Annotated in this window: 14 protein-coding genes; 3 read left to right on the top strand and 11 right to left on the bottom strand. The window is 52.7% G+C overall.

What is annotated here, in order from left to right; translation table 11 throughout:
* Nucleotides 1-231: 231 nt before the first annotated feature.
* The 6 genes from DFP95_RS08910 to DFP95_RS08885 form a co-directional block, all read right to left on the bottom strand.
* Nucleotides 232-744: an adenine phosphoribosyltransferase gene (locus DFP95_RS08910; RefSeq protein ID WP_115992232.1), complete on the bottom strand. Its 513-nt coding sequence runs from the start codon at nucleotides 742-744 to the stop codon at nucleotides 232-234.
* A gap of 118 nt (nucleotides 745-862) precedes the next feature.
* Nucleotides 863-3,298 carry a single-stranded-DNA-specific exonuclease RecJ gene (recJ, locus tag DFP95_RS08905; RefSeq protein WP_115992231.1) on the bottom strand — a complete coding sequence of 812 codons (2,436 nt, stop codon included), beginning with the start codon at nucleotides 3,296-3,298 and terminating at the stop codon, nucleotides 863-865.
* A gap of 113 nt (nucleotides 3,299-3,411) precedes the next feature.
* Nucleotides 3,412-4,353: a cation diffusion facilitator family transporter gene (locus DFP95_RS08900; protein WP_115992230.1), complete on the bottom strand. Its 942-nt coding sequence runs from the start codon at nucleotides 4,351-4,353 to the stop codon at nucleotides 3,412-3,414.
* A gap of 24 nt (nucleotides 4,354-4,377) precedes the next feature.
* Nucleotides 4,378-5,286 (bottom strand): protein translocase subunit SecF, encoded by a 909-nt coding sequence (secF, locus tag DFP95_RS29275; protein ID WP_115992229.1) that lies wholly within the window; start codon nucleotides 5,284-5,286, stop codon nucleotides 4,378-4,380.
* Nucleotides 5,276-6,550, bottom strand: a complete 1,275-nt coding sequence (gene secD, locus DFP95_RS29270; protein WP_115992228.1) for a protein translocase subunit SecD — start codon at nucleotides 6,548-6,550, stop codon at nucleotides 5,276-5,278. Before secD ends, secF begins: the two co-directional genes overlap by 11 nt.
* A 108-nt stretch (nucleotides 6,551-6,658) precedes the next feature.
* Nucleotides 6,659-6,961: a post-transcriptional regulator gene (locus DFP95_RS08885; protein WP_425453258.1), complete on the bottom strand. Its 303-nt coding sequence runs from the start codon at nucleotides 6,959-6,961 to the stop codon at nucleotides 6,659-6,661.
* A gap of 143 nt (nucleotides 6,962-7,104) precedes the next feature.
* Between DFP95_RS08885 and spoVB the strand changes: the two genes are divergently transcribed.
* The gene (gene spoVB / locus DFP95_RS08880) at nucleotides 7,105-8,700 is read left to right on the top strand and encodes a stage V sporulation protein B (RefSeq protein WP_115992306.1); all 1,596 of its coding nucleotides are present in this window, start codon (nucleotides 7,105-7,107) and stop codon (nucleotides 8,698-8,700) included.
* A 17-nt stretch (nucleotides 8,701-8,717) separates the two neighbouring features.
* Here the strand turns inward: spoVB and DFP95_RS08875 are convergent, their stop codons facing one another.
* Nucleotides 8,718-9,431, bottom strand: coding sequence for a YetF domain-containing protein (locus DFP95_RS08875; protein WP_115992227.1), 714 nt, complete (start codon nucleotides 9,429-9,431; stop codon nucleotides 8,718-8,720).
* A gap of 230 nt (nucleotides 9,432-9,661) precedes the next feature.
* Between DFP95_RS08875 and DFP95_RS08870 the strand changes: the two genes are divergently transcribed.
* Together DFP95_RS08870 and DFP95_RS08865 are read left to right on the top strand one after the other, a co-directional pair.
* Entirely contained in the window at nucleotides 9,662-10,060 is a 399-nt protein-coding gene (locus DFP95_RS08870) for a TIGR04086 family membrane protein (RefSeq protein WP_181907327.1), read from the top strand.
* A gap of 72 nt (nucleotides 10,061-10,132) precedes the next feature.
* The gene (locus DFP95_RS08865) at nucleotides 10,133-10,990 is read left to right on the top strand and encodes a phosphatase PAP2 family protein (RefSeq protein ID WP_115992225.1); all 858 of its coding nucleotides are present in this window, start codon (nucleotides 10,133-10,135) and stop codon (nucleotides 10,988-10,990) included.
* Between the two features lie 84 nt (nucleotides 10,991-11,074).
* Here the strand turns inward: DFP95_RS08865 and yajC are convergent, their stop codons facing one another.
* The 4 genes from yajC to DFP95_RS08845 are packed head-to-tail and all read right to left on the bottom strand — an operon-like array spanning nucleotide 11,075 to nucleotide 15,792.
* Complete coding sequence (gene yajC, locus DFP95_RS08860; RefSeq protein ID WP_115992224.1) at nucleotides 11,075-11,392, bottom strand: preprotein translocase subunit YajC; 318 nt, start codon at nucleotides 11,390-11,392, stop codon at nucleotides 11,075-11,077.
* Nucleotides 11,393-11,410: 18 nt separating this feature from the next.
* Nucleotides 11,411-12,544, bottom strand: coding sequence for a tRNA guanosine(34) transglycosylase Tgt (gene tgt, locus DFP95_RS08855; protein ID WP_115992223.1), 1,134 nt, complete (start codon nucleotides 12,542-12,544; stop codon nucleotides 11,411-11,413).
* Between the two features lie 44 nt (nucleotides 12,545-12,588).
* Entirely contained in the window at nucleotides 12,589-13,662 is a 1,074-nt protein-coding gene (gene queA, locus DFP95_RS08850; protein ID WP_115992222.1) for a tRNA preQ1(34) S-adenosylmethionine ribosyltransferase-isomerase QueA, read from the bottom strand.
* Between the two features lie 3 nt (nucleotides 13,663-13,665).
* The gene (locus tag DFP95_RS08845; RefSeq protein WP_115992221.1) at nucleotides 13,666-15,792 is read right to left on the bottom strand and encodes a SpoIID/LytB domain-containing protein; all 2,127 of its coding nucleotides are present in this window, start codon (nucleotides 15,790-15,792) and stop codon (nucleotides 13,666-13,668) included.
* Between the last annotated feature and the right edge of the window lie 18 nt (nucleotides 15,793-15,810).

Below are 15,810 nucleotides of genomic sequence, written 5' to 3'. Positions count from 1 at the left end.
TCTTAGCGGCGGGAAACGTCAACCTTGGTGCTCCGGCAATAGGACTTTGAGATCAGAACGTTGAAAATTGTCCTTGGAACGGGTAGCCGCGCGCTAATAATTAACAAAATATGAACCCCTTCGGCCATGCGCAACCGCGCCGGTAAAATACATAAGAAAAAGACACTCCATAGCCGGAAGCCATTGGAATGTCTTGCCATTTACCTGTTCGCGCATTCGACTTCGATTCGCTTAATAAGTAATTAAAGAAGCGACTTCGATGCCTTGCAACTTCTCGCGTCCGTTCAAATACCCAAGTTCGATAAGGAAAGCCGCTCCTACGACTTCGCCTCCGAGCTGGGTGATCAGATCGATCGAGGTGGCTATCGTGCCGCCCGTGGCGAGAAGATCGTCCGCGATCAATATCTTTTGTCCAGGTTGGATGGAATCGCTGTGAATCGCCAAACGGTCTTTGCCGTATTCCAGATCGTATGCCGCTTCCACCGTGCTGCCCGGCAGCTTGCCGCTCTTGCGAATCGGCACGAATCCGATTCCAAGGGCCAGCGCCAACGGCGCTCCGATGACGAAGCCGCGAGCTTCGGGACCTGCGATCAAGTCGATTTCCTTATGCTTGACCAATTCCTTCATCGCATCGATGGCTGCCCGGTATGCGGGGCCGTCTTTAAGCAAAGTCGTAATATCTTTAAACCGAATGCCCGGTTGCGGAAAATCGGGAATAACGCGGATGTAGTCTTTAAAATTCACGAATATCAAGCTCCTTTATTCTGGTTCACGAACTGCATTATACACTTAATCCCATCGTCTTGGCTAGAGAGCTTTCTTTCCGACCTGGCCGACCTGGCGACCGATCGTCGGGTAAGACTCAACCGGCATGGCAAGCAACCAACCATCGGGTAAGCTCGTCCGTCGTCATTTCGGATATTCTCAAGCCTTCCGCGTACTCTCGAGCTTTCCGATAACGCGAGGATTGTTCCAATTCCCTGCGCGGCGGTTCCGTTACGATTTTGCGAGACGCTCCGGCTACCGCGATGAATCCGAGCTCGACGAACACTTCGTGCATCATTCGCACGCTGGACAACGGCCATCCAGTTGCCATAGCCGATTCCTGCAGGAATCCATCCGGACTATCCAACCACGCTCCACGCTTTCGGCACATGGCAAATATTTCGGCAAAATGCTTGCGTTCCGGGAAAGCGGGAAAGCTCGCGGTGGCCATTGAACCCGACCCGAGCTCGGCAAATACGGTAACGCTTTCCCCTCCCCGCTCGGGCGCGAGCCATCGCTTCAGAATTCTGACCTCTTGATCGCTTGAAGGTAGACCGATTAAGATCAAATGACGCCAATGGCCGAACTGATCCACGCTATCCGTCGCTTCCAATGCCGCGGCCGTCTCGCTATCGGCGACGAACCTATCAATATTAGTATCCGTATACAAGCTCATGGCAATACCCATATGACCGAATCTAGCGTGCGCTTCCTTGAACGAAGCCAAAGACGAGCAGGCAATCGCCAAGCCGGAAGGCAGATTTGCGACTATACGATCTAACTCGATCCAGACATCGACTTCCTTGCGCCGATCTTTGACATGAAGATGACGAGAGCGGAAATCCTGAAACATCATTTGGACTTTGCGGTTTCCGTTCCATTCATTGATCGACAGCTCGCCTAGAAGGTCGATGACCACGCCGGCCGATAAGATTTCCTTTTTCTCGCCCATTCCGAATGCGACGACTTCCATCGCTTGACCCGACTGCTCGACGGTCACTCGTAGATGCTTATCTTCCTTGCCCATCGTCCGGCTTTCCCGAATGCGAACCTCCTGAAGGACGACCCGGGGAGTCGGATTTCCGCTGCCGAACGGCTCCAGACTAGCCAACTGGTCAACCGCTCCAAGCGTAAGATCTGATAGCTTCACGCTAAGGTCAGCCCGGCGCTTCGGTTGCCAGTCCTCCGCGGTTAAACGCAGCTCCGCCAATTCGTGCAAGCGGTTTGCCAGTAAATCGATGTTTTCCCGGGAAATCGTCATCCCCGCGGCTGCCTGATGACCGCCGTAATGTTCCATTAAATCCGCGCAGTCGGTTAACGCCTCATAGAGATCGAATCCGTCTATCGACCTCGCGGAGCCTTTGCATAAACCCGTTTCTTCATCAGATGCCAATATGACTGCCGGCCGATAATACCGTTCGACGAGCTTGGACGCGACAAGGCCGGCAATGCCGGCGTTCCAGCCCGCTTTGGCCAGCACGATGACCTTCCTATCCGCGCCGCCTTCAGCCGCGCATTGCGTCTGCCACATCTCGTCCGCTTCGATTACCGTTTGTTCGACAAGCGCTTGGCGCTCGCTATTCAGCTTATCCAAGCCGAGCGCCATTCTCTCGGCTTCCTCTTCTTCCGTTTCCTGAAGGAGCTTGACCGCGCTATCCGCATGATCTAACCTGCCTCCCGCGTTAAGACGGGGCGCCAGCGAGAAGCCGATACGTCCGCTGGTCAAGTCCTCCGGCTTAATTCCGCACACCTTGGCCAGCGCGCGAATTCCGACGATCGGTTGGCGTCGCATTTGCTCCAGGCCCAGCCGGGCAATAACGCGATTCTCGCCAGTCAAAGGCATAAGATCCGCAATCGTTCCTATGGCCGCCAAGTCCGTGTATTCGATGATCGGACGCCCTAGCATGGCGTGCGCAAGCTTAAATACGACGCCCGCTCCGCAAAGTCCCTTGAATGGATATGGGCAATCCTTCTGCTTCGGATTCACGAGCGCAACCGCTTCAGGCAGCTTATCCGGCGGTTCATGGTGATCCGTTACGACGACATCGATACCCCTTGAAGCTGCATATGCGATTTGCTCCACTGCGCTTATCCCGTTGTCGACCGTTATCAGTAACCGGACTCCGGCTTCCGCGGCCAAGTCTATGGCGCCGACATTAAGTCCGTACCCTTCGCGGCTTCTATGGGGAATGTATGTATCGAACGAAGCACCCAATTCGATCAGTAACCGGCTCATGAGGGCCGTAGACGTCACCCCGTCCGCGTCGTAGTCTCCGTATACCCGAATCCGTTCCCCGTGCTTAACGGCATCGGATATTCGCCGGACGGCGTCCGACATGCCCTTCATGACGAACGGATCGTGCAACTGCTCCGCATCCGTTTGCAGGAAGGCCTTCGTCTGCTCCGAAGACGTCCATCCGCGTCCGGCCAACACGCCTGCGGTTAATCGGCTTACCTGCAATTCCCGTTCCAGCTTGGAGACGAGAGACTCGTCCAGCTCGGGCAAATCCCATCTGTATTTGGATTTAATCATAAGCGAACGTGATTCCCTCCTACTTCGCCTATGAACGAACAAATCCGCCGACAGGATGGCGGCGGACTGAACGTTCAAGCGCTCGATCGTACGATGAATAACGAAGACAATAGCTATTGAATCAATGAAGAAAGCTCTTCTTCCTGGTGATTGGACTTATAAGGAAATCCCGGATCGTAAGGCTGTACCTTAACGTTGGCATCCATCACGTGCAGGAAGCGTTTGGTCAATTGACGCCGCACGCGATGCGCGATATCCTGCCCTTCGAAAACGCTGATTCGCGGATTCACCCGAATGACGATATCCAGAACAATGTAATGCCCCTGCTCCCTGGCCTTCACATCGTCGACCGCCACGACGCCGTCGACTCTCTGAACGGCTTCGAGCAGAGACTGGGCATCTGACTCCTCCAGCTTGCAATGGTCCGGCACTCGCAATACACCGGCCGTCATGCGGTAACCCATTCTCACGACGATTAATGAAATCACGAGTCCAGCGGCAGGATCGAGAACGTAGAGACCCGGCATATCATATAATTCGCCGACCACCGCGCCTGATGTCCCGACCAAAGCCGTTAACGAAACGAAGATGTCTGAGCGACCGTCCAACGTACGATCTACGCGAATTCCGCAACGAATATCCCTGCTTCTCCGGTAACGTACGAGCCCTTCCCTAACGCCGATGCCTGCCGCAATGACGATTACGGCGCCAACGCCAGGGGCTTCCTCGACCCCATTCGCTATCGAACGCGCCGAAGAGATGCCGATCTCTATGCCGGCAACGAGTAGCATTGCCGATAATACGATGGCCGCGACCGATTCCGGATTATGACGCGACGCGTTTACAGCTTTCGGATCCATTCTCGCTTTACGAATACCCATATAAGAGGTTACGGTGCCTGCGCAGTCGGCCGCCGACTGGCAAGCATCCGCCATCAGAGCTTTACTCCCGGTCAGCCATCCGACCGAGCCTTTCACGATAAACAAACCGAGCAGCCCCCACAGGGATACCAGAGACCCGCGTTCCGCGGATGCGGAGCGATGTTCCATAGCCATTTAGAGCCACTCCTTTCTAGTTGCTTAAGGCGTGCTTTGCGGCTTTACCGCGACTTTCTTAATCGGTTGTCTCTTCTTCAAATACAACCAAAGCTGGCTGGCGATGAAGATCGATGAATACGCGCCGGCTACAAGACCGAATATCATCGCAAGGGAGAATAACTTGATCGACTCCCCGCCGAAGATGAACAAGCACACGGACGCTATCAATACGGTAATGACCGTATTGATCGAACGGGCCAACGTCTGCCATACGCTCTTATTCACGAGATCTTCGAGATCGGACGGTTTCTTGATCTTGGAAAACCGCAGGTTTTCCCTGATCCTATCGAAGATAACGACCGTATCGTTAATCGCATAACCGATAATCGTCAGCACGGCAAGAATGAACGGAAGATTTACCTCCAACCGAAGCAAGGAGAACATCGTGATAACGAAGAATGCGCTATACACCAACGAAACGACCGCCGAAATGGCAAAACGCCATTCGAAACGAATACTCACGTAGATGACGATGCCCAAACACGCGATAGCCATGCCGATGAGCGCGCTTCTTTGTTGCTCTTTCGCGATATCGACGTCGACGATATTGATCTCGTAAGAAGCATCGGGATCGATCTCGGATGTGAACGCCGCCTTGAACGCTTTTTCCTGCGTGTCGTTAAGAGCTTCCTTGAAGCGGATCGAATCCCGGTTTTCCGCGGTCGTTAGCGTATACTGTCCCAGATCCTGATCATCCAGAAACGTTCTTAATTTTTCCTCCGTAACGGACTTCTTCGATGAAATATCCACCGAGGTACCGGAACTGAAATCTATGCCGTAATTCAATCCGAATATGCTTACCGCCACGATTCCGAGAAGCGTGACGATCGCCGAAACGATCAGGAACCGACGGCTGGACTTCACGAAGTCGAAGGTACGTTTAGAGCGCATCGATTTCACCTTCTCTCACGTTGTAATGGGACGGTTTATTGAAGCGACCGCTCTTGACGAGCAAGGTGAGCAAGTAACGCGGCAAGAAAACGTTGGTCAAAATGTTAACGAGAATACTCGCGATAAGAACGACGGCGAAGCTTTTCACGATGCCGTGTCCCATGAAATACAAAACGGATGCGGCGATCAAAGTCGTAATATGCGCGTCGATGATCGTACGGAAGCTGTTCTTGGCGCCAGCGCGAAGCGAAGACGCGATCGTCTTGCCCGTGCGGAGCTCGTCCTTAATCCGTTCGGCCGTTATGATGTTCGAATCGACTGCGATACCGATACCGAGAACGAACGCCGCGATACCCGGAAGCGTCAACGTAGCTCCCATCAGATAGAAGACGCCGAGAAGCACCCATACGAAAACGAGCAGACAGATGCTGGCCACAAGGCCGGGAATACGATACAGAACGAGCATGAAAAGAAGGATGAGCGCCGATGCCAGAACGCCAGCGAACAACGTGTCGTTCAAGGATTGTTTGCCTAGCGTCGCGCCGACGCTTTGCGTGTATTTTTCCGTCAATTTAAGCGGCAACGCGCCTAAGTTGATGATATCCGCCAAATTTTGCGCTTCGTCTAGCGAATCTTGCCCCGTAATAACCGCCGTGCCGTCCGTTAACGCCGCTTGGACTACCGGGTCGGAAATCATCGTGTCATCTAAGTAAATGGCCAAGTTTTTGTTGACAAGCTTGGTCGATACGTCGGCAAGCTTTTTCTTGTCGTTTACGACGATCCGCACCATTGGTTGGCTTAGATTGTTGTATTCGATTTTTGCGGCGCCCTCTTTGAAGTCGCTGCCGATCATTTCAACCGTGCAATACGATCCGTCCGCGCACCCTTCCGCGCTGCGGAATTGCAATTCGGCCGGACGCTTCATCAGATCGCGGATTTTCTCGACTGCCTCGTCGCGTTCTTTGTCCGTAGAACCGGTAGATACCGCGATTTTAAGGCGAATTCTGTTTTTACCTTCCGTCGTGACCTCAGGCTCGGCCACATTGCTTTTGTTCGCGCGTTTCTCTAAGCTGAGCGCGGTTTGCTTCAAGGCTTCCTTCGTTACGACGCCGCCCTCCGTTAACGGATGCGCCTCGTACAGAATTTCAACTCCGCCTTTCAAGTCGAGCCCAAGCTTCGTTCCGTTCAGCAGTCCGGGTGTTAAAGCTCCCATAATCCCGAAACTAACGAGAACAATGAGCACGAAAGCCACTATACGTTTCATCTCTCTTGCGGTCCCCTTTCGATTCTCAATGTTCCTATTATAACTACGTGAACAAATGGAAGTCAAAAAGAAAGCCTCCTCCATGGGAGAAGACTCTTCGATTCACGACTACCTCTTTTTCATTTCGCCCCTATACATGCTTAAAGTGATGAAATTCATGAATTGCGTCACCTTGAGGGACAAAATGTCGTTCACTATCTCGTACAGCTGCGGCGTGCCTTTTTTGTGGTATTTATCGCTTACGCATTCCCACACGTCCGCGCCGGTCACCTGTTCATATCCGATTAAATGAAATTCCTCCGCTTTGCTGAGGCAGAGCAACTCGATCGTCTCGTTCATCTCGATCTCGCTCATCTTGGGCTCGTCCGCTAAGACATCCGTATCCGGCCTTTCTTCATTCGGTCCATCCACCCGTGTCATCCCTCCGTTGCGGTTTAATCATGCTCTTTAAACTTTCTATGCGCAAGGCTAAATTCCTGCCAATGGCATGAAGAAGGACAACCTTCGCATACACATGGACTAACCCATTGAAGGGAAGAGGGATCCCATTGAGCCTGCGCAAACAATCGTTTATTCAAGGAGCCATGATCCTGCTGGCTGCCGGTCTCTTAAATCGTATTCTTGGGTTCGTACCCCGTATCGCGTTGCCTCGAATGATCGGCGCGGAAGGCGTCGGGCTTATTCAACTCGTATATCCGTTTACTATCGTTCTGTTAACGATTATTGCCGGCGGCATTCCGCTAGCGGTAGCCAAGATGGTGGCGGAGGCCGACTCTAAAGGCGACCGTCATGCGGTTAAACGAATATTAAGGGTAGCCGTTCTATTGGCACTGTCGATCAGTCTCGTATGCGCCGCGATCTGTTTCGCGTTATCGGACATGATCTCCACGCGCATCATGACGGACTCGCGCGTCCATACCGCATTCCTTACGATGATTCCCGTGCTTCCTCTTGTCGCGGTATCGTCCGTGTGGCGCGGGTACTTCCAAGGAAAACAAAATATGATTCCGACCGCGTTGTCCCAAACGTCCGAGACGATATTCCGAATCGTGCTGACGTTGCTGTTCGTATGGATGTTCCTCCCCTACGGCCTCGAGATGGCCGCGGCTGGCGCGGTGCTGGGAATGGTGGTCGGCGAAATCGCGGGGCTTGTCGTACTGGGGATTCAATTCGTTCAAGACCGGAAGAAAAAACCGGAAGGAAACGTAACGGCCGATAACCAGACAGCCGCATTAGCGACGAAGCCAGTTACGGGAAATACAAGCTACTTAAAACCATTGTTACTTACGGCTATTCCCGTGACCGGCAGCAAATTGGTCGGCTCGCTTTCTTATTTGTTGGAATCTATCCTGACGGTTAGAAGCTTAACGTTCGCCGGAGTCGCCGTCGCTGGAGCAACGGCCCAGTACGGAGCGCTCCAAGGCATGGTTATTCCCCTTCTGTTGCTTCCCGGCGCGCTGACCTATTCCTTGGCGGTTTCGCTCGTTCCCGCCTTGTCCGAAGCCGCTTCCCGCGGCGACTGGGCGACGATTCATGTCCGTCTGCACCAATCGATGCGGCTCGCCGTCGTGACGGGCGCGCCGTTCGTCGTGCTGTTGGGCTTGCTGGCCGGACCGATATGCACACTGCTCTACGGTAACGACTCCATGGCGAACATGCTAAGATGGATGGCTCCGCTAGCCATCTTCCTCTATATGCAAGCCCCATTGCAAGCTGCCTTGCAAGCGCTGAACAGGCCTGGGACCGCTTTATTCAATACTTTCGCGGGCGCCGCCGTTAAGCTCATTCTGATCGCCCAATTAGCCGCCGATCCGCAATTCGGCATACTTGGGGCGGTTATCGCGATAGGCGTCAACATGGTGCTCGTCACGCTGCTCCATTGGATCAGCGTCGCGCGTCTAACCGGATTTCGCATGAAGCCGCTCGATTTTCTTAAAGTAACCTTGGCGATGATCGTCATGAGCGCGGTTGCCCTGCGGATATGGAACGTGGATCTTCTCGGGCACGGCGGCGCAAAGCTGGTCGTCGCATGCTTCATAGCTATCGTCGTTTATCTGCTTCTACTTATTTGGTTAAGGCTGATCGATCGTCACGACGTCGCGAGAATTCCGGTCTTCGGCTCCTTCTTCGCGCCGAGAAAACGTTCATAACGTGAATCCCGTCAGCGTCATTTCTTATCTACATAAAGCTTGCCCCGATGATCGATGGTACAGAAAAATACTTGCTTGAATTGATCGACCTCGAAATTTCGAAGCTCGCTCTTTAACCAAAATCTGGTCTTGCCGAGCTTCTCCAAATTGTCGTCCTGAACCTGTCCGTCCAATATCAGCGCCATCGGAAGAAGCTCGTATCTGATTTGGGGAGCACGGTCGGTCTTCTCGTACTGCTCGCTCTTGTCCCCGCTCTCACTCTCGCTATCGTTCTTATCCCCGCTATCCTTCGTAATGACGGATAATTTGCCCGTGGATTCCAATACCGCGAGCTCGACTTCTTTAACTTCTGTCACCTGGCTTTCCCTGAGCTGCTGCATGAGGTCGTCCAAATTATATCTTTGCTTTTTCATTTCATCGCGATTGAGATGCCCGTCCCTGATCAGAACGCTTGGCTTTCCGTCGAACCACATCCGTAACTTTCTATTTTTCATCGTGAAGTAAGCCAAGCCGATTTGTATAATGAACAACAGCACGATCGGCGCTATGGCTACAACCATCGATTTATCGGTCGCTTCGATGACGATTACTGCGATTTCCGCGATCATGATGGAAATGACCAAATCGAATACGGAGAGTTTTCCGATTTCTCGCTTTCCCATCAAACGCAAGATCATAAAAATGAAGAAATACATGAACGTCGTTCTGAGAAGAATCGCCGTCAGTTCCATGTTCTCCCCTCCATGTATCGTTATGCTAAGTCTTATGCTGCCGATTTTGGGCACTCGGACTAGTAGTGTCACCGGGTACCTATGCGCTCATTCCGATTTCGGGTGCGGAAAATATGGTAATCTCTACGCGATCGTACGATTGTTCCGTCAGAGGCCAACTAGCCTGTACTACGTAGCTCCCGATCGCCATATGCTGATACAAACGATTAATTCACGAAGGAGTGATATCTTTGAGTTCGCTTTCACGATTGTTTGGATTAAGGAATGCCTCGCCTTTCGCGTCGGGTTTATATTGGTCCGGAATATGGCTCGCTATCGGCGCCATCGCGCTATCCATCGTTCTGATGGGTTCTTCGCTTAGCGAGTCCAACATGCTTCCCTGGGTTTTCGGCGTACATGGCTGCGCTTCGCTGGCGGGAGGTTTCGTTTCCGCCAAAAGATCCGGACGGCGCGGTTGGTATTTCGGAATGGCCAACGGATTAGTCTACACTTTGCTCCTGCTAACGATCAGCTTTCTGGCGACCGACGCGAACTGGTCGTCGGCCGTGCCTATTCTGCTGCTCGTCACCTCCTTGGCGGGAGCCTTCGGAGGAATGCTCGGAGTCAACGCGGGAGCGAACTCCCGTTGATACGGTTAGAGCGGAGATTTTGTGCTATAATAAGTCGGTGATTGTTACGTAAAAGCTATCGGGAGGCTCATCATGGTTTTGTTCGGAAGCATGTCGACTGTGGCGATTTCCACGGTTGTCGCGGTCAGCATCCTTATCGCCTTCGGAACGGGACGGCAACCGTTCGCGGCTGCTTGGGCTTTTCTAAAGTCTTTGGTCGTCTCGCGCAAATATTTGCTTTTCTTTATCGCCGTCACGGCAATAATGTTTCTCAACAAAAATGAACTCCGATTGGAAAATTGGTTAAAGGTTCCATATGATCTAACCCCCGTTCTGAGCGGATGGGAAGGTGCCTGGCCTGCGTGGCTGCAGTCGAATCTTCAATCCGATGCGCTCACCGCCGTTTGCGGAATTTTTTACTTGGTCATCTTCCAGTCGGTATTGATTTCGTCCGTCGCTATCTATACCCATCATAAGAATATGAAGCTTTACTATGCATTTTGCGTGGCTGTATTAATGAATTACTTTCTGGCCGTTCCTTTTTACTTATTCGTGCCCGTTAACGAGGTTTGGTTCGTGCATCCGCAGATCCATTTCCTTCTGTTGGATGTGTTTCCTTCGTTCGAACGCGAATATCGGTCTTTGTCCGGTTTGAACAATTGTTTCCCAAGCTTACATACGTCGATCTCGGTTACGCTTGCCTTATTGGCCAGCAAATCGGGCATCCGACGTTGGGCGGTCTTCGCTTGGATAAGCGCCTCCGTCATTATTTTCTCGATTTTCTATCTAGGCATTCATTGGTTCACCGATATGGTCGCCGGTTTGCTATTGGCTCTGTTATCCACGACAGTCGGCCTTAAAGTCGGAGCATGGGCGGAGAATACTTCCCGCGACAAACTTGCCTTGCGCGGCAAAGCCAAGCTCAAAACCTCTCGTCCGGTCGGTTCCTGAGTCCGATCACGACAAAAAAAGCCTTTCCTGGCTTGGATCTTCTCCAAGTCGGAAAGGCTTTTTCGTTGCGGGTGGACGAGATGCTTACGCTCCGTCTCCTTCGCTTTTCTCGTTCGAACGAGCAGTTACGTTATTCACGGAAGAACGATCGAACGTCAATTTCGTTACGTCGTTCACTTTAATAACGACCGTATCATCGGAAATTTCCGCGATCGTGCCGTGCATGCCGCCGACAGTCGTGACTTTATCGCCCTTCTTCAAAGCGTTCAGCATGGAGCCGCGTTGCCGTTGCTTCTTTTGCTGAGGACGAATAAGCAGGAAATAAAAAATGGCGAACATCAGTATGAAAGGCGCGATGGTTACCCAAATGCTACCGCCGCCGCCTGATTCCGCTAACCACATCTACGTTACCCTCCTTTCTTAAAATCCGCTATCGTTGTGTGCCATTCCGTATTTCTCGAAAAATTCGTCGCGGAACGATCCCAGCCTGTCCTCCCGAATCGCTTCTCTAACCTGTTCCATAAGTTTAACTAGGAAATGCAAATTATGTATGGTGGTCAGGCGGAGACCGAACATCTCGTCCGCTTTGATCAGGTGCCTAATATAGGCTCGAGAATAATTCTGGCAGGCATAACAGGTGCATTCCGGATCCAAAGGACCGAAATCGTTGGCGTACTTGGCGTTGCGGACGACCATCCGGCCTTGGCTTGTCATCAGCGTTCCGTTGCGGGCAATGCGCGTAGGCAGAACGCAATCGAACATGTCCACGCCGCGAATGCTACCGTCGAGGAGAGCATCCGGCGAGCCGACTCCCATTAAATACCGAGGTTTGTCGCTAGGCAACAGATGTATAGTCTCTTCCAACATTTCGTACATGAGCGGTTTAGGCTCGCCCACACTCAGTCCACCCATAGCATACCCCGGAAAATCAAGGGAAGTCAAATCCAACGCGCTCTGCTTGCGCAAATCTTTGTGCATGCCGCCTTGAACGATCGCGAACAAGGCTTGGTCGTGCGGACGACCGTGAGCCTTCAAGCATCTTTCCGCCCAACGGCTCGTGCGCTCCGTCGATTGTTTCACGTATTCATACTCGGCCGGATAAGGCGGACATTCATCGAAAGCCATCATAATATCGGCTCCAAGCGCGTTCTGAACCTGTGTTGCGCTCTCCGGCGTCAACGACAGCTTATCTCCGTTAATATGCGAACGGAATTCGACGCCTTGTTCGGTAATTTTGCGCATTTCGCTTAAGGAAAACACTTGAAACCCGCCGCTATCGGTTAATATCGGTCGTTCCCAGTTCATAAACTTATGCAATCCTCCGGCTTCCTTGACGAGTTCATGCCCCGGACGAAGAAACAAGTGGTAAGTGTTGCTCAGTATGATTTGAGCTCCCAGCGATTTAAGCTCCTCGGGGCTCATTCCCTTTACGGATGCTTGAGTGCCGACGGGCATAAAGGTCGGCGTATCGATAATGCCATGAGGCGTATGAAGCCTGCCTAGTCTGGCTCCGGTCTGGGCGCACGTTTTGATCAATTCGTATTTAACCGCCATTATTGATGTGTTCCTCTCGTGTTCATAGATGGGAATCGCCGACCTTAATAAATATACATAGCGTCGCCGAAGCTGAAAAACCGATATTGCTCTTCTACGGCCTCGCGATAGGCGTTCAAAACGTTTTCTCGCCCGGCCAAAGCGCTAACGAGCATCACGAGCGTAGATTTCGGGAGATGGAAATTCGTCAATAGCGCGTCCACCATCGTAAACTCATAGCCTGGGAAGATGAAAATATCCGTCCAACCGTTGCACGATTCTATCGGCTGGTCCCGGAACCGCTGACCGACCGTTTCAAGCGTCCTGGCCGAAGTCGTTCCGACCGCGACGATCTTGCCTCCGCTTGCTTTGGCCTCATTCAGGAGCTTGGCGCTTTCCTCGCTTACCGAGTACCATTCCGCGTGCATTTCATGCTCCTCTATCGTTTCCGCGGAAACGGGACGGAACGTGCCAAGCCCGACATGCAACGTGATTCTGCAAAGCTTGACTCCCTCGGATTGCAGTCGATCGAGAAATTCATCCGTGAAGTGAAGCCCCGCGGTCGGAGCCGCTGCCGAGCCTTCGTGCCGGGAGTAAACCGTCTGGTAACGCTCGCGGTCATCCAAGCTTTCTTTGATATAGGGGGGAAGCGGCATTTGGCCCAGCTTGTCCAGCAATTCGTTGAAGATGCCTTCGTATTCGAAACGGATAACGCGCGAGCCCATTTCTCCCTCTTCTTCTACGAACGCGGATAGAAGCGGAACGAGGTTCTCTTGTTCGGTCGTTCCGTCCGGCTTCTCGGCTAAACCGAAGCTCAGCTTGGCTCCCTTATGAATCTTCTTCCCGGGGCGAACCAACGCTTCCCATCTGTCGCCTTCCAGCCGTTTAAGCAATAGAAGCTCGACCTTCGCTCCCGTGTCCGCCTTGAACCCGAATAAACGCGCCGGTAGAACCCTTGTATCGTTCACGACGAGAGTGTCACCCGGCTTCAAGAATTCCGCCAGATCGGTGAAAGCGCGGTGCTCTATCTTTCCGTTAATCCGGTTTAAAGCGAGCAAACGGGACGAGGTTCTTTCCAATAACGGAGTTTGCGCGATGAGGGACTCCGGAAGATCAAAATCGTAATCGCTAACGTTCATATATTAAGCATCCTTTTCGATCAACACGTTCTTGTAATAGTATTTCAGTATATATTGGTAGTCATACCCTTGTTCCGCGAGACCTCGAGCTCCCCATTGGGACATGCCCAGTCCGTGTCCGTAACCTTTGCCCAGGAAATTGAAAGCCGGCGCGGTCGTTCCAGCCCTTAAGTTTCCTTTTCCGTCCATGACGTACAGGTTCGGGTCTGTCACGGAGCTTGCCGTTCCGTCGCCGCCGATGATCTTCAGCGATCCGATCTGTCCGGAAGAATCGACTTGGTCGCCTTGTCCGTTCAGAATCGAATATCTTCCTGTTTCTTCAATGGTGAACAAGGTGCTTTTAAGTCCGTTCAGGGCTCCGCGTAAGTTGTCGGAAACGCCGACGTCAACGGTCACTCCGTTTGCCTTCACTTCCGTTGCGCGTCCGGACGGACCTGTTTTCGTAACCTCCAGCGTTCTTAACGGACCCGTAATTTGCGGTTTCGCGCGTTTATTTATCGAAGCCAGGAGCACCTCCGGCGTTACGGGACCCTCGATCCAGCTATAATCCGTGTTTTCCGGCACCTTGTCAAGCTCCACGACAAGGGTTCCGCTTCCGATACGCGCAATGGGTTCGACGGATGCGACGACTTGCGGTTTCGAACGGACGGCAATTCCCTCCGCGGTCGCTTTAAGGTATTTGGCTCCGCTAATATGCTTCTGTCCGCTATCGGCAAGCAAGTCGGAACGAATATAACCCGCTTGTCCCGAAGAAAGGGCGACGTAATACCAATCCAACAATCCCTTTTGAGGTCCATCGTCCGGACTCTCCGCGCCCGCCGTCAAGAAGGAATCGTCTCCTTCCCAAATCTCGGTGGCGTTGTCGGCCGTTATACCTCCGGCATTGGCGGAGAACACGGCGTTTATTACCTTGCCTTGCGAAGTCAGAACTTCGCCCGCCGTCTGATTAACGCCTTCTATCGCCATCGCATTCTCCGAAGCGATGCCGAAATAAGCTTGGCTTAGCGTCGTATCGACGACATGCGCGATATTATAACCCATGCCGGACGATAGCGCGTAAGAACGCGCGGCGACGGCCTGCGCCTTCTGGGCTTCGAGCGGCCATTTGGCCCCGATCTCCGTTCCGACGACGGAATATAAGTACTGTTCGTAATCGACTTCGTTAACGACGGCAAGCGATTGGTTCAGGACGCTTACCTCCATGCTTCCGCGATAAGTCCTTTTGCTGCGCTCGAGGAGATTAATTCCTCCTGCTCCCGCAGGATCCGCTCTTAACACCGCGCCTGAGCCGGCTGGTATCGCATAGAAATCGACGGGTTTATTGGCGTTTCCGTTTAAGGTCATGTCATGACGAATCAACGCGTAGGATTCGCCCGCTGCGGGTATCCTTACGTTCAATCCCCCTGCCGCCGCTACGGCTTCTTGCAGTGCCGGCAATGTCGATTCGTTCTGTTCTTGTCCTACGCGCAAGACGTATTCGAGCGCGCCTTCACGCGGCTTCAGCGCAACGAATGAGTCCAAGCCCGCGCTGCCTAACTGGTCTGCGGCGATTTCCGCTTCGTATGCGCTGGAATACGGTCCGGTTTCCACGGCCCACGGACCCGCGACGCGGGCACTGATAAGCGTCTGGACACCTGTGGCGACTCCTGAGCCGGTCCACTTCGTTAACGCCGTTTTTGCGCCTGCCGCGCTCGAATAGGTTCCTTCCGTTACTTGGTACACCGGCTTACCCGACTTGGTTAATCGCGTTACGAACGCAGCCGAGGAGGAAGCTTGGATTTTCTTCAGTACGGCAATCGCCGCATTGAGATCCGCCGTCTCCAGAACAAGCGCCCGGTACCCGTCCACCGCGAACCGAACGCTATTACCCGCAGCAACGTTTCCCGCTGGAAGGCTGAATTGCGGATCTCGCCAGATTAGATTCATGCCATCAGTCGATTGAAGCGTTGCTACCGACGTCAGGGATTGATATTTGTTCGCACCTAAATTGATAAAGAAAGCGACCCGAATGTTATCCGGTACGTTTACTGCCGCATGAACGATTGCGCGGGAAGAGCCGGATACGATCACGGTTATGAGAACGACCATCAATAGTAATCGGGAATAGGAACTCCTGGCGTTTAAGATCATCGATTATTCCTCCGTCAT

Source organism: Cohnella lupini (assembly GCF_003386205.1).
In the GTDB taxonomy this organism is placed as follows: domain Bacteria; phylum Bacillota; class Bacilli; order Paenibacillales; family Paenibacillaceae; genus Cohnella; species Cohnella lupini.
This window is presented reverse-complemented; position numbering and strand designations above follow the sequence as displayed.